This window comes from Azospirillum lipoferum 4B, assembly GCF_000283655.1.
Classification (GTDB): Bacteria; Pseudomonadota; Alphaproteobacteria; order Azospirillales; family Azospirillaceae; genus Azospirillum; species Azospirillum lipoferum_C.
The window spans coordinates 726,880-747,500 of record NC_016586.1 but is presented as its reverse complement, the minus strand read 5'-3'; the positions used below and the strand labels follow the sequence as shown (position 1 = coordinate 747,500).

Sequence of the window (20,621 nt, the reverse complement as noted above, 5' to 3'; positions counted from 1 at the left end):
ACCATCGCCATGAACTCGCCATGCTCCAACACTGTCTTGGCATGGTTGAGATAGCGGCCGATCGCCAGGAAATTCTCCTCCGCCTCTGCCCACAGGCTGAGGATCACGTCGGCGAAGTTCGCACGGGTGCGAAGTCTGGCCGGGGCAGGCCGGCGCGACAGGCGCGGAGCCGGGACCTCCGACGGAGTGAGGATGTCCGATACCTCGTCGGCGGTGACGATGCGCGGGGTCAGCTTCCTAGCCATGGATCAGGTCTTCCACGCTTGCGGCCAGTTCGGCGAAGTCGCCGCGCACCATGGCATCGTCCAGCGGCAGGCCGGCAAAGGAATAGTTCTGATAGGCGGTGCGCAACGGGATTTCCGCCGGCAGCAGCGGCACCTTCAGGGCGGAGAGCTGTTCGCGGGCGAAGCCGGCAGCCTGGGCGCGGCGGTTCACCTGCATCAGAACCACGGCAGCCGGAATGCGCGCCTGCGGATCGCGGCGCTGCGCCATCTTCTGCTCCGCGATCACATGCTGATAGGTGCGCGCGGCTTCCAGCGCATCCTTCAGGTCGGGACGCGACGGGATGAGCACCGCATTGGCGACGCCGATGGAATGCACCAGCCCGCGCGCCAGCACGCCGGCGACATCGATGACGACCCAATCCGCCCGCTGTTCGGCCTCGGTCGCCGCCTCGATGATGTCGTCCTCGTCGACCGTGGTGCAGGTTATCGGCGCCCCGGCCGCCTTGATCCACTGGGTCAGGTTGCGGTTGGGATCGATGTCCAACAACTCCACTTTGCGGCCGGCCCGGCGCCAGTGGTCAGCAAGACAGAGCGACAGGGTCGTCTTTCCCGGCCCGCCCTTCGTGCTGGCTGACGTGATGATCGGCATGGCGTCCCACCCTGGCTGAGGTCAGGCCCGCAAGCTGCGCCAGAGCGGCGGCCAAAGTCAACGCACCCCATCGGCGGTATCAGCGTGGCTGACGCGGAGCCTCTGCCCCGCCCCCACCATTCGGCCGATGCCCTTGGCCCCTCATGATGGTTTCCGGATCCATCTTCCGGCGGCCTTCCGGCGACGATGTCCGCAGCCCGCCCGGTCCGGGTACAGGATCGGCCGTAACCCGTTGCGGGAGAACGGCTATAGCCAGAAAAAGACGATTGTGAATCAGGACTTCACAGATCCATCATACTGTCCGGGAAAATAAAAACGCCGGCCATTCCCGGATTTTTCCTTGCAATCGTCCGGACAAACGCCCAGGTTTGGCAGGTCGAAGTTGCTCTGGGTTTTGTGTTTTTCAGCTTCCAGAAGGCTGAACTTCCTGCCTTAGGTGAATTTGATGCTTGGCTCATGTTGAGCTCGGCAACCCGGGAAAGGACACTGCCCCATGGCCAACGGTACTGTTAAGTGGTTCAATTCAACCAAGGGCTTCGGTTTCATCCAGCCGGAAGACGGCTCCGATGACGTTTTCGTTCATATCTCCGCCGTCGAGCGTGCTGGGATGGGCAACCTGAACGAAGGCCAGAAGCTGTCGTTCGAATCCGTTCGCGATCCGCGCCGCGGCAAGGTTTCGGCCGAGAACCTGCGTGCGCTCTGAGCGTAGCGGAACGGCACGATCCTGATGCGATCCAGAAGGGCGGCCTCGGGCCGCCCTTTTGCTTTTCGTCCCCTGCACTTTTCTCCCGGGGTCCGGGACCGGAGTGGGCATGCCCCATAAGAAAGCCGTTCCGACATCGCCAGCAGGTTCCGCCGATCCGTGGATGCGTGTCGCCCACATGGCAGGGCGGCTGGCCGCCACCGCCGGCACCGCCAGTTCATCGAACCCGCACCCGCCCGACAGCGGTCTGGCGCAATGCTGGACCGCAGGATGGGACAGCAACGGCCCCGCCGCCCCTGCCCCTACCCCTGCCCCCCGGCAGGAAAGCCGGCGGCCGACGCTCCGGTCTCCATCGCGGCCATCGTCCCCTCCCCCGCACCCAAAGCAGGATTGCAGCATGATCGACCTGATCGACAGACTCCCGGGCATGGCCGACACCGACCTGACCACGCTGGCCACCAACGCCGAGCGGCTTGCCCTCAGCGGGACGCCGAAGCAGCGGACGGCCGCCGACGCCGCCCTGCCCGCCATCCGGGCGGAGGTCGCGGCCCGGAAGGAGAAACTGGCCGCCCTTCCCTCCACGCGCGCACCGCGCCGCAGCAAGAAGGTGGCGGCGGCAGTAGACGCTCCCCAGTAGACGGAACGCCCTCTGCCACGGCATTCTTGACCGGCGTAGCGTCTACCCCTACCCTCCCGCCCGGCTCATGTCGGGGAGGTGACGGTGAAGGGCGAGGAGTTGCGGACCTACCGCGAGGCGAAGGGGCTGTCGCAGTCCGAATTCGCCGTCTGGCTGAACGAACGGCTGCAGCGCCGCTACGACAAGCAGAAGGTCAGCCGCTGGGAGAATGATGCCGAGCGCATCCCGGCGGCGCTCGACGCGCTGATCCGGCGCGATGCCGCCGGGGTCGAGAAGCTGGGCGGGCCGGCGCTGGTCGTCGTCGTGGCGAACCAGAAGGGCGGCTGCGCCAAGACGGTGTCCGCCGTCAACATCGCCTCCGCCCTCGCCCTCCAGGGCTATGCGACGATGCTGATCGATTGCGATCCGCAGGCCAACGCGACGCAGCATCTCGGCATCGACTCCTACACGCTGGAGGCCGACGCCAAGACCCTCTACTACGTCATGCATGGCGACCTGGAATTGCGCGACATCCTGGTCACCGTCGAGGAGAGCGGGCTGCGGGTCGCCCCCTCCTCCATCCGGCTGGCCGAGACGGAGGTCGAACTGGGCAAGGAAGCCGGCGGCGACTTCATCATGAAGGAGAAGATCGCCGCGGCGAAGCGGACCTTCGACTTCATCATCATCGACACGCCGCCCAACATCGGCGAGCTGACGAAGAACGCCATGGTGGCCGCCCACACCGCCATCATCCCGTGCCAGACAGAAAAGTTCAGCCTGCTCGGCATGGGTTTCCTGCTGGAGAATGTCGCCAAGATCCGGCGCCGGATGAACACCGCCCTGTCGGTGCTGGGCATCGTTCCGACCATCTACAAACAGCGCGAGCGCAACGACCGCGAGGTTCTGGAGCAGATCCAGGAGCAGTACGGCCCCCATCTGCGGGTCTTCGATCCGGTACCGAAGGCTTCGGTCTATGCCCAGGCGACTTCGGTCGGCCGCGCCGCGGTCGAGGCCATGCCCGATGTCGCCGGTGCCGCCGTCTACCGTGATGTCGCCGCCGCCCTGGTCGAGGAACGCATCATCCGCATGAAGGAGGTCGACCGTGTCGCGTAGTCTGCTGGGCAAGGCGCAGAAATCCGCCCAGAGCGCCAACAGCACGGCCGCCGCCCGCGTGAAGGATGCGCTGTTCGGCCTCAGCCGCCATGCCCCCCATCTGGTCGAAGTGCCGCTGGACCGCATCGCCCCCAACCCGAACCAGCCGCGGCGCGAGTTCGACGAGGAGGAGTTGCAGGGCCTCGCCGCCTCCATCGAACGCCATGGGCTGCAGCAGCCGGTCGGCGTGCGCCAGATCGCCGACGACCGTTGGCAGCTGGTCTATGGCGAGCGGCGGCTGCGGGCGATGCGGCTGCTCGGGCGGGAAACCATCTTCGGCATCCTGTTCACCGGCGACGACGACGAGGAGATCGCCATCGTCGAGAACCTGCAGCGGAGCGACCTGAACCCTCTGGAGGAATCCGACGCCCTGTTCCGTCTGGCCGAGCGGCACGGCTATTCGCACCGGCAGCTCGCCGACGCGCTTGGCCGCAAGAAGACCTACGTCACCATGATGCTGTCCTTCCAGCGTCTGGCGCCGGCCATCCGCGCCGACTACGCCGCTTTGCGCCCGACCAAGTCGAAGCTGGAGGCACTGGCGGCAATCGAGGACCAGGACGAGCAGCTGCGGGCCTGGGAAAAGCTGAAGCGGTCGGATGCGGGCGCCCCACCCTCCCCCGCCGCCGATCCTGCTGCAGCGTCGCCGGAGACGGCGGCGAAGCGCCCAGCGGTCAGTGCGCCGGCCGGCGTGGCGTTCAGCGCCCTGCCCAAACGTGCGGCCAAGCCGGTGTTCCAGGCGCGTGACGTGCTGAGGGAGTTGCAGGAGAAGCCGCAGCCGCTGTCGGAGACCGACCGTCAGGCCTTGCTGGAGATGCGGGCATCCATCGACGCGGTGCTGGCGGCCACCGAATAGGACTGGTCGGAATCCGACCACCACGCGCTATGCAGGCGGGTGGTCGGATTCCGACCGGCAGGGTCACCGCGGGGCTGGGGCGGGCAGGGCCATTCCGCCGTGAGCCCCATCACCCACCCCCGTGCTGGCCAGCCAATGGCCGATGGGCTTCTGCGGATTGTCGGACGCCTCGCTCCACCCCGGCGGGACGCCCTGCATGTCGGGCAGGCGGTGGGCGATGCCCTTGTGGCAGTCGATGCAGGTTCGCTCGCCGGTGAACAGATACTGCTCGTGGATGCGCGCCGCCCGCGCGCCCTGCTTGGTGATGTCCATGGAATCGGCGCTGTGGCAGTTGCGGCATTCCAGGGAGTTGTTGGCCTTCAGCCGCGCCCATTCATGTTCCGCCAGTTCGCGGCGCATGGCGAGGAACTTGTCGCGGGTGTCGATGGTGCCGAAGATCTTGCCCCAGACCTCCTTCGATGCCTGCATCTTGCGGGCGATCTTGTCGGTCCACTCGTGCGGGACATGGCAGTCGGGACAGGTCGCCCGCACGCCGGACCGGTTGGTGAAGTGGATGGTCTGCTTCAGCTCCTCATAGACGTTCGCCTGCATCTCGTGGCAGCTGATGCAGAAGGCCTCGGTGTTGGTGGCCTCCAGCGCGGTGTTGAAGCCGCCCCAGAAGAACACCCCGGCCAGGAAGCCGCCCAGCGTCAGGAAGCCGAGGCTGAGGCTTCGGCTGGGACGGGAGATGGTCTGCCAGGCCCGCCGCACCGACACCGGGATGCGCGCCTTCATCGCCGGTCTCCCCGGTCGGATGGCCGGCTGACCAGGGTATCGAGATCGGTGAAGGTGTTGGGAACGATGGGCTGCGCCCTCGTCTGCGGCACATGGCACTGCATGCAGAAATAGCGCCGTGGCGAGACGGCACCCAGCGTCTGTCCCTCGCGGTCGACGTAATGGGTGATGCTGACCATCGGCGCCTGCACCGCCTCGGTGAAGCGGCGGCTGTGGCAGGTCAGGCACTGGTTGTTGTTCAGCGTGATCTGGTAGTCGCGGATATTGTGCGGGATGACCGGCGGCTGTTCCGGGTAATTGCGGGCGACCCGGCGGTCGTCGGTGACGTCGGGCGGGATCGGCGGCGGCGAGATCTGCTCGACGAAGTTCACCGGCGGCCGGAAGGGCGAGTCCAGCCGGCGCGGTTCGGCAGGTCCGCCGCTGCTCTGGGCCGACAGCATCGCCGGCACGAGGAAGGGCAGCACCGCCAGCGCGGCGAGGTGATGGGGACGCATGGCTCAACTCCTCCCTCAGACCGCGACGATCTTGACGGCGCACTTCTTGAAGTCGGACTGCTTGCTGATCGGGTCGGTGGCATCCAGCGTGCACTTGTTGATCAGCCGGGCGGAGTCGAACCAGGGCACGAAGACCACGCCGCGCGGCGGCTTGTTGCGCCCGCGCGTCTCCACCCGCGTCTGCATCTCGCCGCGCCGCGACATCACCTTCACCTCCGACCCGCGGCGCAGGCCGCGCGCCTTGGCGTCGTCGGGATGCATGAAGACCAGCGCCATCGGCATCGCCTTGTACAGCTCCGGCACCCGCATGGTCATGGAACCGCTGTGCCAATGCTCCAGCACCCGGCCCGTCACCAGCCACAGGTCGAAATCCTTGTCGGGTTCCTCGGCCGGCGGCTCGTAGGGGAAGGCGAAGATGTTGGCCTTGCCGTCCGGGTTGCCGTAGAAGCGGACGTCTTCGCCCGGCTTGACGAAGGGGTCCAGCCCCTCGCGGTAGCGCCAGCGCGTCTCCTTGCCGTCCACCACCGGCCATCGCAGGCCGCGCTCCTGATGGTACCTGTCGAAAGGCGCCAGATCGTGGCCGTGGCCGCGGCCGAAATCGGCATATTCCTCGAACAGGCCCTTCTGGACGTAGAAGCCGAAATCCATGGACTCGTCGTTGGCATAGTCGGGATCGACGTCCGACAGGGGGAAGCGGTCGACATTGCCGTTGCGGTACAGCACGTCGAACAGCGACTTGCCGCGATAGGAAGGGTTGGCGTCCAGCACGTCGGCCGGCCACACCTCGTCCGTGGTGAAGCGTTTGGAGAACTCCATCAGCTGCCACAGGTCGGAGCGCGCCTCGCCCGGTGCGGTGACCAGCTGGTGCCAGAAATGGGTGCGGCGTTCGGCATTGCCGTAGGCGCCTTCCTTCTCCACCCACATGGCGGCCGGCAGGATCAGGTCGGCGGCCGAGGCGGTGACGGTGGGGTAGGCGTCGGACACCACGATGAAATTCTCAGGATTGCGGTATCCGGGATAGGTCTCGTTGGCGCTGTTGGGAGCCGCCTGGAGGTTGTTGTTCACCATGATCCAGTAGGCGTTGAGCTTGCCGTCCTTCAGCATGCGGTCCTGCTGGACGGCGTGGTAGCCGATCTTGGCCGACAGCAGGTCCTTGGGCAGCTTCCACGCCCGCTCGGTGTGAGCGCGGTGGGTGGGGTTGGCGACCTGCATGTCCGCCGGCAGCCGGTGGGAGAAGGTGCCGACCTCGCGCGCGGTGCCGCAGGCGGACGGCTGGCCGGTCAGCGAGAAGGGGCTGTTGCCGGGCTCGGAGATTTTCCCGGTCAGCAGGTGGATGTTGTAGACCATGTGGTTCACCCACACGCCGCGGACATGCTGGTTGAACCCCATGGTCCACAGCGACATGACCTTGGTCTTCGGATCCGCATACATCTCGGCGAGCGCCAGCAGCCTTTCCTTCGGCACCTTGGTCAGCTCGGCGGTGTAGTCCAGCGTGTAGGTGCTGACGAACTTGGCGAAGGCGCCGAAGTCGATAGGCTTGGAATCCGCCGGGTCCTTGGCGTTGGCCGCCCGCACCTCCAGCACGCTTTCCGGGCGCAGGCCATAACCGATGTCCTTCTGCCCCAGGCGGAAGTTGCAGTGCTTCCCGACGAACGCCCTGTTCACCCGGTCGGTCTGGATGATGTGGTTGGCGATGTAGTTCAGGATCGCCAGATCGGTTCCCGGCTCGAAGATCATCGGGATGTCGGCCAGCTCGAAGCTGCGATGTTCGAAGGTCGACAGCACCGCCACCTTCACATGGCTGTGCACCAGCCGGCGGTCGGTGATCCGCGTCCACAGGATGGGGTGCATCTCCGCCATGTTGGAGCCCCACAGCACGAAGGCGTCGGCATGCTCGAAATCGTCGTAGCAGCCCATCGGCTCGTCCATGCCGAAGGTGCGGATGAAGGCGACGGCGGCCGACGCCATGCAGTGGCGGGCGTTGGGGTCCAGGTTGTTGGTGCGGAAGCCGGCGCGCATCAGCTTGGACGCCGCATAGCCTTCCCAGATCGTCCATTGGCCGGAGCCGAACATGCCGACCGCATCCGGTCCCTTGGCCTTCAGCACGCGCTTCCACTGGCTGGCCATCTCGTCGAAGGCGCGGTCCCACGACACCGGCTGGAACTCGCCGTCCTTATGGTACTTGCCGTCGCGCATGCGCAGCAGCGGCTGGGTCAGGCGGTCCTCGCCATACATGATCTTGGACAGGAAATAGCCCTTCACGCAGTTCAGGCCGCGGTTGACCTCCGCCTGCATGTCGCCGTGGGTGGCGACCACGCGGTTGTCCTTGGTCGCGACCATCACGCCGCAGCCGGTTCCGCAGAAGCGGCAGGGCGCCTTGGACCATTTCAGCATCGCGTCCTCGCCCGCCACCATCGACGGCTGGGCGGCGGCCGGCAGGCCGATCCCGCCCGCGGCGGCGGCGGCGGCGACCGCCTGGGCCTTGATGAAATCGCGACGGTCCAACATGGGCGTTCCCCCTTCTCTTCTGGCATTCGGGTCGGACGGGCAGGGCAGGGAGGGTTCAGGGTTCGGAAGGCACAAATGCCTCCCCCTGGTCGACATGGTGGAAGACCATGACCGCGGAGAACACGCCGTCCAGCAGATGCAGTGCGGTCATGCGGTCGGCGATCCACCCCTCATGCGGTCCTTCGACGGTGACCACCATCTTGCCGGACTGTTCGATGTGAAGCTCGGTGCCGGGCATGGCCGCAATGGCCGCGCGGACCGTCGGCTGCCGGTCGGGCCGCACATGCAGCAGCAGCGAGGCGATGTGGAGTTCGCCGGCGGGCGCCAATCCAGTGGTGTCATCGGACGGCATGGGCTGGGCTCCCGGTCTGGTGGTCGAGGGTCACGGCACCGGCCGGGCAGGCGGCGACGCAGGCGCCGCAGCCGGTGCAGGCGAACTCGTCGATGCGCGCGTGGGCCGCCCCGCCCGGCGCCGGCTGGAAACGGATCGCCCCTTCCGGACAGGCATCCTGGCAGCTGCGGCACACCACCCGCCGCACCGACAGACAATCGTCCGTGACGGTCGCACGCAGCGCCCAGGGTATGGCGGTCCGGTCGAAGATCGGCGCGGCACAGGCATCGGCGCAGGCGCCGCAGAAGCTGCATTCGCCGCGCGTGAAGTCGACCTCCGGATAGCCGCCGTCGCCCGGACGCAGGATCGCCTCCGGACAGGCGTCGGCACAGGCGCCGCAACGGGTGCAAAGGGAAGTGAAGTAATCGGGCCGCGACCAGGGGGGATGGATCGGTGCGGGACCGCTTGCCGGCCGTCCCCGCAGGAAGCCCCTCCGTCCCCGGTCTATGGCATCGTCGGCCATGGGACCGGCCCCCGTCAGACTGGCGGCGGACCGGGCGGCCCCAGGATCAGCTGCGACATCCACACGATGAAGCCATAGCCGCCGACCACCGCGACCGACAGCACCGGCCAGATGAACACGGCCAGCAGCAGGAACATCGCGATCTCTCGCCTGCGGATCCCCGGCTCGACCGGAGGGCGCGGGTCGGCAGAGATTGAGGCATCGGCGTTGCGGGCTGGGCTGGTCTGCCGGGCTACGCTCATGGGATGCGGCCTTCTGCTTTATCTCGGGCTGACCGTTCCAACCGCAAATTGCCGGAAACGTCTCGCCCAAGCCGATTGCCCCGAAGGGGTATGCCATCGGGGGATTTGGCTCCAATGGGAACATCGACCGTCACGGCGCGGCACCTCGGTGCGCGCCGCCCCCCACCGCTGTTCAGCGGTAGCGGAGCCGGCGTCAACAACTTGGTAACCGTGCTTCGCCACGCTGGCCGAAATACAACCGGAACGGGAGGAAGAATATGACTTCGACACTCGATCAGTCCTTGGCGGCCATGGGCTATGCCAAGGCCATCGTCGTCTTCAAGAAGTCCGTCTCGGCGACGTTGAAGTCCCCCGCCGTACCGGATGACTTGGCCAGGCATTTCGTGATCCCGGACACCATGCTGGAAAGCGACCTCGCGCGGGCGGCGGCCAGCCACTCCAGCGGCGAGGCGGTCGCCACGGCGGTCGGACCCGCCGTCCGCATCTATCCGCGCCTGGGGCTGGCACTGGGCTATGTGGACCGGCAGGGTGCCAAGGAATTGCGCTCGGACTCACGGGTGAAGAAGCTGGTCGAGGCGCCGCAGATCAGCCTGATCCGTCCGGTCATTATGGAGGATGCAAAGCCGAACTCAAAACCGACCTCAAAGCCGACCTGGGGCATCGAACGGCTGGGTGTTCCGGAACTGTGGAGCCGGGGGATCACCGGCAAAGGCGTGATCGTCGGCCATCTCGACACCGGAGTGGACGGCTCCCACTCCGCGCTCAAGGATGCGATAGAGGCGTTCGCGGAGTTCGATCTGCGTGGCGATCTGGTGGAAAATGCGGAAGTCCGCGACAGCGACGACCACGGCACCCACACCGCCGGCACCATCGTGGGCCGAAAGACGGAAAGGGGTTCTTTCGGCGTGGCGCCGGGGGCAAAGCTCGCCAGCGCCATGGTGATCGAGGGCGGCGACGTAGTGGACCGCATCGTCGGCGGGATGGAGTGGGCTTTGGGCTACGGCGTCCGCATCCTCAGCATGTCGCTGGGGTTGCGCGGCTATACTCCGGCTTTCCAGGCCATCGTGGACGCGCTGCGAGCCAACGACGTGCTGCCGGTCATCGCTGTCGGCAACGAGTACGCCAATTCCAGCCGTTCGCCGGGCAATTACACCAACGTGCTGTCGGTCGGCGCGTCGAACGAGCGGGACGAAGTCGCCGATTTCTCCAGCAGCCAGCGTTTCAACCGAACCGATGACCCGATCGTTCCCGATCTGGTGGCGCCGGGGGTGAACGTCCTGTCCTGCGTGCCGAACGGTGGCTACATGACCATGGACGGCAGCTCCATGGCGACGCCCCACGTCGCAGGCCTCGCGGCCCTGCTGCTCCAGGCGATGCCAAGCGCCACGTCGAACGATCTGGAACATGCAATTCTGGCGTCTTGCGGGCGCCCCTCGTCCATGCCGATACCACGCGGCAACCGGGGCATTCCCAACGCACCCAAGGCCCTATCCATCCTGGCAGGTACCAACATCCAGCCGACCGTGTGATAAGAATATCGGGTAAGAAGCGTTATAAGGACGCCCGCTTCCAATCCGGGCGGGCGGCCCTATATTGGTTAGCCGGCCTTCATCGTAGACGAGGAATGCCATGACAGACCCTGCCGCCGCCGACTGGACGACCGAAAAGGTTCTGGAGATCCTGCGCGCGCAAGCCGCGCAGGGAGAACACCCGTCCGCCCAAGTGTTCCTTGCCGACAATGTCACCGCTACCGAAGTCGGCGACCGCGCCCGCGATATCGTGACGACCGCCGCCGCCAAGACCTCATCGCCGGACGCGACCATCAACCATGTCCGCCGTTTTGCGAAGTCCTTCTCGGTCAGCGCCGCTCCCGACGTGATCGCGGCCATCGCGGAATGCCGGGACGTGAAATCGATCCTACCCAACCGGATTGACGACGTGTACCCCAAGCCCGTCGGCAAGTCGCCAGCCTGACGGCAGGTCGCACGGGCTGGGCGGCACCGGCCCCGATTGGTTGCCCAGCCCCGATTGGTTGCAGAGTCCGGTTTTGCTCGATCCGATTCAATAACGGCGGTCATCCATGATGACCGCCGTTTTTCGTGCCGACCGGCACGGCGGCGGCAGAAGCCCCGGGATTGGCAATCCTCCTTCGGCTCCGCCACATGGGAGGCACTTGGCGCGCCCCCAGCTCTTCCATTAAAAGTTGCTGATGTGCTCAATGCCACGGCAAACTGCCCAGCTCTTGACCGCGGTCAAGAACTCCCCCGCCGCCGCGCGCTTTCATGCCTCCCAAGACACCAATGTCCGAGACACCGAAGCCAAAGAGCGAAAGCCGGAGGATGGCCGTCGTGAGGTTCACGCGCTTACAACGCTGGGTAGGATCGGCCCTTGGATCGGCGCTCGTCGCCGTCCTGCTGCTGACCGGGATCGCCGCGGCGCATGCCGCCGACAGCGGCCGGCTGCTGCCCTATCTGGCGAAGCTTCAGCCCACCGACCTCGTGCCCGGCGCCGACCGCTTCGGCGCACCGGCCGCCAACTCCCCAACCGTCCCGGTCTACAAGGGCGAGGCGCTGATGGGCCACGCCTATCTCACCTCCGACTTCGTCAACACCACCGGTTATTCGGGCCGGCCCATCGACGTGGTGGTCGGCCTCACCCCGGACGGTACGGTGACGGGCGCGCGGCTGATGGACCATCACGAGCCCATCGTGCTGATCGGCATCCCGCCGGCCCGCATCAACGGCTTCATCGCCGGCTATGTCGGCAAGAACGTGCTGGCGCTCGCCACCCAGAGCGCCGCCAGCCCGCCGGTGGACATCGTGTCGGGCGCCACCGTGACGGTGATGGTGATCGGCGATTCGATCATCCGCTCGGGCAAGAAGGTGATGACCGCGCTCGGCAAGGTCACAGCGGAAGTGGCCCCCACCGTGACGAAGACCATCGACCTGTCGAAGGACGCGGTGGAGGACTGGGCGACCCTGATCGGCGACGGCTCCGTCCGCCGCCTGACCCTGACGGTGGGGGAGGTGAACGCCGCCTTCGAGCGCACCGGCAAGGCCGAAGCCATCGCCCGCGCCGAACCCGGCGATTCCGACGACACCTTCATCGACCTCTACGCCGCCCTGGTGACCATCCCCACCATCGGCCGCTCGCTGCTGGGCGATGCGGAATACGAGGCGCTGACCAAGCGGCTGAAGCCGGGCCAGCAGGCGGTGTGGGTGGCGGGGCAGGGGCGCTATTCCTTCAAGGGGTCGGGCTATGTCCGCGGCGGCATCTTCGACCGGGTCGAGATGGTCCAGCATGAGGGCTCCATCCGCTTCCGCGACAAGATGCACAAGCGCATGGGCAGCGCCGCCGCGGCCGGCGCCCCCGACTTCCCGGAAATCGGCCTGTTCGTGCTGCCGGAAGGCACCGAGTTCAATCCGGCCGAGCCGTGGCGCCTGCAGCTGCTGGTGCAGCGGGCTATCGCCGCGCTGGACAAGGTGTTCGTCACCTTCGACCTCGGCTACCAGCCGCCGGACAAGTATCTGAAGATCGAAAAGCCGACAGCCCCGACCGCCGCCCAGCCTGTCGCCCAATCCGCAACCCACAGCGCCGCCATCCAGGCCGCCGGCGTGGCGGAAGCCGAGGAGGCCGCCGAAACGCCGCTGTGGCAGCGCATCTGGCAGAACCGGCAGCTCGATATCGCGATCCTGTCCGCCGCCATCCTGCTGCTGACCGCCATCTTCTTCTTCCAGGACCAGCTGACGAAGCGGCCGGCGCTGTATGAGCGGGTGCGGACGGCCTATCTGGTCTTCACCCTGGTCTGGCTCGGCTGGTACGCCACGGCGCAGCTGTCGGTGGTCAATGTCCTGACCTTCGCCAACGCGCTGCGCACCGATTTCCGCTGGGACTATTTCATGATGGACCCGCTGGTGTTCATCCTGTGGTTCTCGGTGGCGGCGTCGCTGCTGTTCTGGGGCCGCGGCGCCTTCTGCGGCTGGCTCTGCCCGTTCGGCGCGCTGCAGGAACTGGCGTCGAAGGCGGCCAAAAGGATCGGCATCCGCCAGATCGCCGTGCCCTTCGCCCTGCACCAGCGCCTGTGGCCGATCAAGTACATCGTCTTCCTGCTGCTGTTCGGCTTTTCGCTGCAATCGCTGGCTACGGCGGAGAAGGCGGCGGAGATCGAACCGTTCAAGACCGCCATCATCCTGCACTTCATCCGCGACTGGTGGTTCGTGGCCTTCGCCGTGGCCCTGTTGGCGGCCGGTCTGGTCATCGAACGCTTCTTCTGCCGCTATCTCTGCCCGCTGGGTGCGGCGCTGGCGATCCCCGGCCGGCTGCGGATGTTCGACTGGCTGCGCCGCTACAAGGAATGCGGCAACCCGTGCCAGCGCTGCGGCAACGAATGCCCGGTGCAGGCCATCCACCCCGACGGCACGATCAACCCCAACGAATGCATCCAGTGCCTGCACTGCCAGATGCTCTACCACCACGACCACAAATGCCCGGTCATGATCCAGAAGCGGCAGAAGCGCGAAAAGTGGCAGGCCGCCGAGGCCAAGGCTGCGGCGGAGAAGGAATCCGCCAAGCCCGCCGCCGCCGGAAACGCCGCCCGCACCACTGTCGCCACCGCCGATCCGGCCACCGGCCGGCTGACGCTGCGGCCCCACGGGTCCTGACCGCCATCCCCTCCCTAATCCCATAACCTGACCCGGTCGCACCGGGTCTCTTGACAGCCCCCGAACGGGGTCAGCGAAGGAGCAGACCATGTCGAGCGAGACGAACAACACGGCAGGCGTCAACCGCCGTGCCCTTCTGGGCGGAACGGCGAAGGCGGCGGCGCTCGCCGGCCTGACCGGTGCCGTGGGCGGTGCCGCCGCCGGCGGCATTGCCGGGAATGCGCTGTTCGGCGCCTCGGCTGCCCTGGCGGCGACCCCGCAGGCCGGCCACCAGAGCGTTGAGGTGAAGCCCGGCGATCTCGACGAATATTACGTCTTCCATTCCGGCGGCCATTCCGGCGAGGTCCGCATCATGGGCCTGCCGTCGATGCGCGAACTGATGCGCATCCCGGTGTTCAACCGCTGCTCCGCCACCGGCTGGGGCCTGACCAACGAGAGCCGCAAGATCCTCACCTCCAACCTGACGGAGGAGACCAAGGCCTTCCTCGCCAAGCGCGGCGGCGAGTACCTGAACGGCGACCTGCACCACCCGCACATGTCCTTCACCGACGGGACCTATGACGGGCGCTACATCTTCGCCAACGACAAGGCCAACAGCCGGGTGACGCGCATCCGCTGCGACATCATGAAGCCGGACGTCATCGTCGAGATCCCGAACGCCTCGGCCATCCACGGCCTGCGCCTGCAGAAATACCCGCGCACCGGCTATGTCTTCTGCAACGGCGAGCAGCGCGTGCCGACGCCCAACGACGGCAAGATCCTGGACGAGCCGAAGAAGTACCGCTCGCACTTCACCGCCATCGACGGCGACACGATGAAGATCGCCTGGCAGGTGTGGGTCGACGGCAACCTCGACAACACCGACGCCGACTATCAGGGCAAATACGTCTTCTCGACCTGCTACAACTCCGAGGAAGGGGTGACGACGGCCGAGATGACGGCCAACGAGCAGGATTGGCTGGTCGTCTTCAACATCAAGCGCATCGAAGAGGCGGTGAAGGCCGGCAAGGTCGAGGTGATCCACGGCGTGCCGGTGGTGGACGGCCGCCACGGCAGCGCCTACACCCGCTACATCCCGATCCCCAACAGCCCGCACGGCGTCAACACCGCCCCCGACGGCATCCACGTCACCGTGAACGGCAAGCTGTCGCCGACCGTCTCGGTCATGGACGTGCGCAAGCTGGACGAGCTGTTCGAGGACAAGATCAAGCCGCGCGACGTGATCGTCGCCGAACCGCAGGTCGGCCTCGGCCCGCTCCACACCGCCTATGACGGGCGCGGCAACGCCTACACCACCCTGTTCCTCGACAGCCAGGTGGTGAAGTGGAACATCGACAAGGCCAAGCGCGCCTTCAAGGGCGAGAAGGTCGATCCCATCATCCAGAAGCTGGACGTGCATTACCAGCCGGGCCACCTGCACACCTCCATGGGCCAGACCAAGGAGGCCGACGGCAAATGGCTGATCGTGCTGAACAAGTTCTCCAAAGACCGTTTCCTCAACGTCGGTCCGATGAAGCCGGAGAACGACCAGCTGATCGACATCTCCGGCGACGAGATGAAGCTGGTTCATGACGGCCCCACCTTCGCCGAGCCGCACGACACGCTGATCGTCCACCGCTCCAAGGTCAACCCGAAGAGCATCTACACCCGCGACGACAAGATGTGGGAAGACGCCCGCATCCAGGCCAAGAAGGACGGGGTGGACCTGGACAACGACACCAAGGTGATCCGCGACGGCAACAAGGTCCGCGTCTACATGTGGAGCCGCGCCCCGGCCTTCGGCATCGAGGAGTTCACGGTGAAACAGGGTGACGAGGTGACGGTCTACATCTCCAACATGGACGATGTGGACGACCTGACCCACGGCTTCACCATGACCAACCACGGCGTCTGCATGGAGATCAGCCCGCAGCAGACCGCATCGGTGACCTTCACCGCCGACCGTCCGGGCGTGCACTGGTACTACTGCCAGTGGTTCTGCCACGCCCTGCACATGGAGATGGGCGGCCGCATGCTGGTCGAACCGCGTTCGACCTGATCACCAAAAGATCTCCCTCTCCCGCCCCGGGAGAGGGAAGGGGCCCAAGCGGAGCTTGGGAAGGGTGAGGGGTGATCCAAGGAACCATGCGGTTCCGGATTTTTGCAATCCCCCTCACCCTCCCGCCTTCGGCGGGCCCCTCCCTCTCCCGGGACGGGAGAGGGGATATCCCTCACCCACGGATCCCCCCATGCTCCTCCGCACGGCGCCCTTCCTCGGCATAGCCCTGCTCGGCACCCCCGCGCTGGCGGCCACCATCGTGGTGGCTCCGGGTGAGCTGACCGCCGCCATCGCCCAAGCCGCGCCGGGCGACACGCTGCGGCTTGCCGCCGGCCGGCACATCGGCCCGGTGAAAATCGATAAGCCGCTGACCCTGGTGGGCGAGCCCGGCGCCGTGCTGGACGGGGAAGGGAAGGGCACCATCCTCACCGTCACCGCCCCCGACGTCACGCTCCGTGGCCTGGAGGTCCGCAACACCGGCACCAGCCTGTTCGACCAGCATTCCGGCATCTTCCTGAGCAAGACCGCCAAGCGGGCCGTGGTCGAGGACAACCGGCTGCGCGACACGCTGATCGGCATCTATGTCTGGGGCGCCGACGACAGCCTCGTCCGCCGCAACGATGTCGGCGGACGCACCGACCTGCGGGTGTCGGAACGCGGCAACGGCATCCAGATCTGGAACGCGCCCGGCACCCGCGTGCTCGACAACAGCGTTCACGACGCCCGCGACGGCATCTTCACCACCACCTCGCGCAAGAACCTGTTCGCCGGAAACCGCTTCGAACGGGTCCGCTTCGCCGTCCACTACATGTACACCAACGACTCCGAGGTGTCGGGCAATGTCTCGCTCGGCAGCAGCGTCGGCTACGCCATCATGTACTCCAACAATCTGGTGATCCGCGGCAACCGCTCCGTCGCCGACCGCGAGCACGGCTTCCTGCTGAACGCCGCCAACAGCGCGGTCTTCGAAAACAACAGCGTCGCCGGCCGCTTCGCCGGCGCGGTGTCCGACAGCGGCGAGACGCTGGCCGACAACGACATCCCCCGCGACAGCGAGGCGATGAGCGACCGGCTGCGCAGCGGCACCTGGAAATGCGTCTTCATCTACAACGCCAACAAGAACCGCTTCGCCGGCAACCGGTTCGAGGGCTGCGAGATCGGCGTCCATTTCACCGCCGGGTCGGAGCGCAACAGCATGACCGGCAACGCCTTCATCGGCAACCGCACCCAGGTGAAGTATGTCGGCACCCGCTTCCTCGACTGGTCGGAGAAGGGGCGGGGCAACTACTGGTCCGACAATGCCGCCTTCGACCTGAACGGCGACGGCATCTCCGACGAGCCCTATCGCCCCAACGACGTGGTCGACCGCGTGATGTGGGCCTATCCGGCGGCCAAGCTGCTGATGAACAGCCCCGGCGTCCAGGTGATCCGCTGGGCGCAGAAGCAGTTCCCGGCCCTGCACCCCGGCGGCGTGATCGACAGCGCCCCCCTGATGGCGCCTCCAGCCATGCCCACCTCCGTTCAAACCGCCCAAAGCCAGACTGCCGAAAGGAAACAGCCATGACCGACTTCACCGCAGAGGTGCGGGGCGTCACCAAGCGCTATGGCGAGACCGAGGCGGTGCGCGGGGTGGACCTGACGCTGGCGCCCGGCGAATGCGTGGCGATGGTCGGGCACAATGGCGCCGGCAAAAGCTCCCTCATCAAGCTGATGCTCGGCCTGACCACCCCGACGGCGGGCAGCATCCGCGTGCTGGGCGGCGACCCGGCCAGCGCCGCCTGCTCGCCCATCCGCCGCCGGATCGGCTTCCTGCCGGAGAACGTCGCCTTCCACCCCAACATGACCGGGCGGGAGACTCTGGACTTCTACGCCCGGCTGAAGGGCGCCTCGCGCCGCGGCAACGACGCGCTGTTCGAGAAAGTCGGGCTGGAGCCCGCAGCCATCAAGCGCCGCGTCTCCACCTATTCCAAGGGCATGCGCCAGCGTCTGGCGTTGGCCCAGGCCCTGCTCGGCGGCCCGAAGTTGCTGTTCCTGGACGAGCCCACCACCGGCCTCGACCCGGCGCTGCGCCAGAGCTTCTACGCCATCGTGGCGGAGCTGCGCGACCAGGGCACCACCGTCCTGCTGTGCAGCCACGCCCTGACCGAACTGGAGGGGCAGGCCGACCGCGTGGTGGTGATGAGCCGGGGCCGCAAGGTCGCCGACGGCTCGCTCGCCACCCTGCGCAGCCTCGCCCAACTGCCGGTCCGCATCCGCTTGACCCTGCCGACCGACGACGTCGACGCGCTGGCGAGCAGGGTGGGGCAGGGTGCCGCGCTGACCCGTCTGGCCGGCGGGGTGGTGGAGCTGGCCTGCGCCAACGACGACAAGATCGATCTGGTGCGCCGCATCGCCTGCGACAGCCCCGCTGTCGACGATATCGAGATCGTCCAGCCCAGCCTGGACGAGATGTACGCCCACTTCCTGTGCCGGGAGGCTGCGGAATGAACACGCTTCTGATCATCGCCGGCAAGGAACTGCGCGAGGCGACGCGAAACCGCTGGGTCGTCGCCACCACCCTGCTGATGGCCGCCCTCGCCCTGACGCTGAGCTTCCTGGGCTCCGCCCCCACCGGCACGGTCGGCGTCGGCCCGGTGGAGGTCACCATCGTCAGCCTGTCCAGCCTGACCATCTTCCTGCTGCCGCTGATCGCGCTGCTGCTGTCCTTCGACGCGGTGGTGGGGGAGATCGACCGCGGCACCATGACCCTGCTGCTGTCCTACCCGGTGGCCCGCTGGCAATTGCTGCTCGGCAAGTTCCTGGGGCATGCCGCGGTGATCGCGCTGGCCACCGTCGTCGGCTACGGCGCCGCGGGCGTGGCGATGGCGATGGGCAACACCGCAATCGGCGCCGAGAGCTGGCGCGCCTTCGCCGCGATGATCGGCTCCAGCGTGATGCTGGGCGCCGCCTTCACCGCGCTCGGCTATCTCGCTTCCACCATCGTGCGCGACCGCGGCACGGCGGCCGGCATCGCGGTGGCGGTGTGGCTCGGCTTCGTCCTGCTCTACGACATGGCGCTGCTCGGCCTGCTGGTCGGCGGCAGCGGCATCGGGGTGGAGGCGCTGAACTGGCTGCTGCTCGCCAACCCGGCCGACGCTTACCGCCTGTTCAACCTGACCGGCTTCAAGGGCGTCAGCACCTTCGCCGGCACCGCCGGCCTCGCCGCCCATGTCCAGCTGTCGGTTCCGCTGCTGCTGGCGGTGATGGCCGGCTGGATCGCCGCCCCGTTGGCGCTGGCCGCCGCCCTCTTTTCGAGGAAGCAGATCTGATGCGCACCATCCCCATCCTCCTCGCCGCCGCCCTGCTGCTGTCGCTGTCCGCCTGCAAGCAGGAGAGGGCGGGGGTCGCCCCGCCGCCGCCCGTGACCCTGACCGCCGACGCCATCGGCCATTACTGCGGCATGAGCCTCGCCGACCATCCCGGTCCCAAGGGCCAGATCCTGGTGAAGGGGCAACAGCGGCCGATCTGGCTGTCATCGGTGCGCGACACCTTCGCCTTCACCATGCTGCCGGAGGAACCGAAGGAGATCAGCGCGATCTACGTCACCGACGTCGGCAAGGCCAAGGATCCCACCGCCCCCGACCTGACCGTCTGGGTCGAGGCGCGCAAGGCCTGGTACGTGCTGGGCAGCAGGCTGCGCGGCGGCATGGGCGATGCGGAGCCCTATCCCTTCGCCGAGGAATCCGCCGCCCGCGCCTTCGCCGCCGCCAATGGCGGCACGGTGCAGCGCTTCGCCGAGGTGCATGAAGACCAGATCCTCACCCCGCCGGCCGGCCCCGTCGCCGAGGGAGGCCACTGATGGCCGCAGCATTCACCCGACGCCGCGTCCTCGCCATCGGTGCAGCCGCCGCCGGCCTGTCGCTGCTGCCCCACCGGCTGCTGCGTGCCGAGGGCGTCCCCGTCCGGGTCTGGCGCGGCGTGGCGCTGGGTGCGGACGCCAGCCTGACCATCGCCCATCCCGATCCCGCCGAGGCCGACCGCCTGATCGCGCTGAGCCTGGAGGAGGTATCGCGCCTGGAACGCGTCTTCAGCCTCTACCGCGCCGACTCCGCGCTCTGCCGGCTGAACCGCGACGGTCGGCTGGAGGCGCCGCCGACCGACCTCGTCCGCCTTCTGGCCCAAGCCGCCGCCTTCGGCCGCAACACCGGCGGCGCCTTCGACCCCACGGTGCAGCCGCTGTGGCAGCTCTATGCCGGCCACTTCACCCGGCCCGGCGCCGACCCCGCCGGCCCGCCGGCAGGCGCCGTCCGTGCCGCCCGCGCGCTGGTCGATGTCCGGGCGCTGCGCGTGGAGCCCGACCGCATCGCCTTCGGTGCCAAGGGCATGGCGGTGACGCTGAACGGCATCGCCCAGGGCTACATCACCGACCGGGTGACGGAGCGGCTGAAGGCCGAGGGCATGGAGCATGTGCTGGTCGACATGGGAGAGTTGCGGGCACTCGGCCATCACCCCTCCGGCCGCCCCTGGACCGTTGGGCTGGCCGATCCGGCCGACCCCGACCGCACGATTACGACGCTGGAGCTTGCCGACGGCGCGTTGGCGACCACCGGCGGCTACGGCACCCGCTTCGACGCCGCCGGCCGCTTCACCCACCTGTTCGACCCCGCGAGCGGTGCTTGCGCCGCCCATTGGCAGGCGGTTACGGTACAGGCACCGGACGCCACGACGGCCGATGCCCTGTCGACCGCGCTTTCGGTGGTGCCGGAGGATCGGGTGCCGGCCATCCTGGCAGCCCATCCCGGCGTCACCGCCCGCTTCACCCACCCCGACGGCCGCATCCTGCGGCTGCCTGCTTGAGAGATCGGATCATCGTC

At 67.3% G+C, this 20,621-nt stretch carries 21 protein-coding genes (1 of these 21 running past the window's edge); 13 read left to right on the top strand and 8 right to left on the bottom strand.

The features are described from left to right. Both AZOLI_RS21580 and AZOLI_RS30500 read right to left on the bottom strand, forming a co-directional pair. Positions 1–245, bottom strand: partial view of a DUF3102 domain-containing protein gene (locus tag AZOLI_RS21580; RefSeq protein WP_014189267.1) — the beginning only. The gene continues 343 nt to the left of window position 1, outside the view; 245 of the gene's 588 nt are visible here — the first part of the coding sequence; it begins with the start codon at positions 243–245; its stop codon lies beyond the left edge, outside the window. Next, complete coding sequence (locus AZOLI_RS30500) at positions 238–873, bottom strand: ParA family protein (protein WP_014189266.1); 636 nt, start codon at positions 871–873, stop codon at positions 238–240. The genes AZOLI_RS21580 and AZOLI_RS30500 overlap by 8 nt, the downstream gene beginning before the upstream one ends. A gap of 493 nt (positions 874–1,366) precedes the next feature. Between AZOLI_RS30500 and AZOLI_RS21570 the strand changes: the two genes are divergently transcribed. The 4 genes from AZOLI_RS21570 to AZOLI_RS21555 all read left to right on the top strand — a co-directional run bounded on the left by AZOLI_RS21570 (position 1,367) and on the right by AZOLI_RS21555 (position 4,197). Beyond that, entirely contained in the window at positions 1,367–1,576 is a 210-nt protein-coding gene (locus AZOLI_RS21570) for a cold-shock protein (protein ID WP_014189265.1), read from the top strand. A gap of 427 nt (positions 1,577–2,003) precedes the next feature. Further along, positions 2,004–2,213, top strand: a complete 210-nt coding sequence (locus tag AZOLI_RS21565; RefSeq protein ID WP_162488346.1) for a hypothetical protein — start codon at positions 2,004–2,006, stop codon at positions 2,211–2,213. Positions 2,214–2,297: 84 nt separating this feature from the next. After that, positions 2,298–3,305 carry an AAA family ATPase gene (locus AZOLI_RS21560; protein WP_014189263.1) on the top strand — a complete coding sequence of 336 codons (1,008 nt, stop codon included), beginning with the start codon at positions 2,298–2,300 and terminating at the stop codon, positions 3,303–3,305. After that, positions 3,295–4,197, top strand: a complete 903-nt coding sequence (locus tag AZOLI_RS21555) for a ParB/RepB/Spo0J family partition protein (RefSeq protein WP_014189262.1) — start codon at positions 3,295–3,297, stop codon at positions 4,195–4,197. The genes AZOLI_RS21560 and AZOLI_RS21555 overlap by 11 nt, the downstream gene beginning before the upstream one ends. A 63-nt stretch (positions 4,198–4,260) precedes the next feature. On the opposite strand, the gene AZOLI_RS21550 is transcribed toward AZOLI_RS21555, so the two are convergent. The 6 genes from AZOLI_RS21550 to napE are packed head-to-tail and all read right to left on the bottom strand — an operon-like array spanning position 4,261 to position 9,069. Beyond that, positions 4,261–4,971 carry a cytochrome c3 family protein gene (locus tag AZOLI_RS21550; RefSeq protein ID WP_014189261.1) on the bottom strand — a complete coding sequence of 237 codons (711 nt, stop codon included), beginning with the start codon at positions 4,969–4,971 and terminating at the stop codon, positions 4,261–4,263. Beyond that, a complete protein-coding gene (locus AZOLI_RS21545; RefSeq protein ID WP_014189260.1) occupies positions 4,968–5,465 on the bottom strand; it encodes a nitrate reductase cytochrome c-type subunit in 498 nt (165 codons plus the stop codon). The genes AZOLI_RS21550 and AZOLI_RS21545 overlap by 4 nt, the downstream gene beginning before the upstream one ends. Before the next feature lie 15 nt (positions 5,466–5,480). After that, a complete protein-coding gene (gene napA / locus AZOLI_RS21540) occupies positions 5,481–7,973 on the bottom strand; it encodes a periplasmic nitrate reductase subunit alpha (RefSeq protein WP_014189259.1) in 2,493 nt (830 codons plus the stop codon). Positions 7,974–8,028: 55 nt separating this feature from the next. Then, complete coding sequence (locus tag AZOLI_RS21535) at positions 8,029–8,325, bottom strand: chaperone NapD (protein ID WP_014189258.1); 297 nt, start codon at positions 8,323–8,325, stop codon at positions 8,029–8,031. Then, entirely contained in the window at positions 8,312–8,827 is a 516-nt protein-coding gene (gene napF / locus AZOLI_RS21530; protein ID WP_014189257.1) for a ferredoxin-type protein NapF, read from the bottom strand. Before napF ends, AZOLI_RS21535 begins: the two co-directional genes overlap by 14 nt. Positions 8,828–8,841: 14 nt before the next feature. Further along, a complete protein-coding gene (gene napE, locus AZOLI_RS33775) occupies positions 8,842–9,069 on the bottom strand; it encodes a periplasmic nitrate reductase, NapE protein (RefSeq protein WP_081505999.1) in 228 nt (75 codons plus the stop codon). 257 nt (positions 9,070–9,326) lie between these two features. Here napE and AZOLI_RS21525 point away from each other — a divergent pair, with 257 nt between their 5' ends. The 9 genes from AZOLI_RS21525 to AZOLI_RS21485 all read left to right on the top strand — a co-directional run bounded on the left by AZOLI_RS21525 (position 9,327) and on the right by AZOLI_RS21485 (position 20,604). Further along, positions 9,327–10,598, top strand: a complete 1,272-nt coding sequence (locus AZOLI_RS21525; protein ID WP_014189256.1) for a S8 family peptidase — start codon at positions 9,327–9,329, stop codon at positions 10,596–10,598. A 100-nt stretch (positions 10,599–10,698) separates the two neighbouring features. Continuing rightward, positions 10,699–11,043, top strand: coding sequence for a hypothetical protein (locus AZOLI_RS21520; RefSeq protein WP_014189255.1), 345 nt, complete (start codon positions 10,699–10,701; stop codon positions 11,041–11,043). Between the two features lie 365 nt (positions 11,044–11,408). After that, positions 11,409–13,730: a NosR/NirI family protein gene (locus AZOLI_RS21515; RefSeq protein ID WP_014189254.1), complete on the top strand. Its 2,322-nt coding sequence runs from the start codon at positions 11,409–11,411 to the stop codon at positions 13,728–13,730. Between the two features lie 88 nt (positions 13,731–13,818). Beyond that, a complete protein-coding gene (nosZ, locus tag AZOLI_RS21510) occupies positions 13,819–15,768 on the top strand; it encodes a TAT-dependent nitrous-oxide reductase (protein WP_014189253.1) in 1,950 nt (649 codons plus the stop codon). Positions 15,769–15,958: 190 nt separating this feature from the next. Next, positions 15,959–17,332 carry a nitrous oxide reductase family maturation protein NosD gene (locus tag AZOLI_RS21505; RefSeq protein WP_014189252.1) on the top strand — a complete coding sequence of 458 codons (1,374 nt, stop codon included), beginning with the start codon at positions 15,959–15,961 and terminating at the stop codon, positions 17,330–17,332. Beyond that, positions 17,329–18,255 carry an ABC transporter ATP-binding protein gene (locus tag AZOLI_RS21500; RefSeq protein ID WP_014189251.1) on the top strand — a complete coding sequence of 309 codons (927 nt, stop codon included), beginning with the start codon at positions 17,329–17,331 and terminating at the stop codon, positions 18,253–18,255. Before AZOLI_RS21505 ends, AZOLI_RS21500 begins: the two co-directional genes overlap by 4 nt. Continuing rightward, positions 18,252–19,076, top strand: coding sequence for an ABC transporter permease (locus tag AZOLI_RS21495; RefSeq protein WP_014189250.1), 825 nt, complete (start codon positions 18,252–18,254; stop codon positions 19,074–19,076). Before AZOLI_RS21500 ends, AZOLI_RS21495 begins: the two co-directional genes overlap by 4 nt. Then, entirely contained in the window at positions 19,076–19,606 is a 531-nt protein-coding gene (locus AZOLI_RS21490; RefSeq protein ID WP_014189249.1) for a nitrous oxide reductase accessory protein NosL, read from the top strand. The genes AZOLI_RS21495 and AZOLI_RS21490 overlap by 1 nt, the downstream gene beginning before the upstream one ends. After that, positions 19,606–20,604: an FAD:protein FMN transferase gene (locus AZOLI_RS21485; RefSeq protein WP_014189248.1), complete on the top strand. Its 999-nt coding sequence runs from the start codon at positions 19,606–19,608 to the stop codon at positions 20,602–20,604. The genes AZOLI_RS21490 and AZOLI_RS21485 overlap by 1 nt, the downstream gene beginning before the upstream one ends. Positions 20,605–20,621 lie beyond the last annotated feature (17 nt).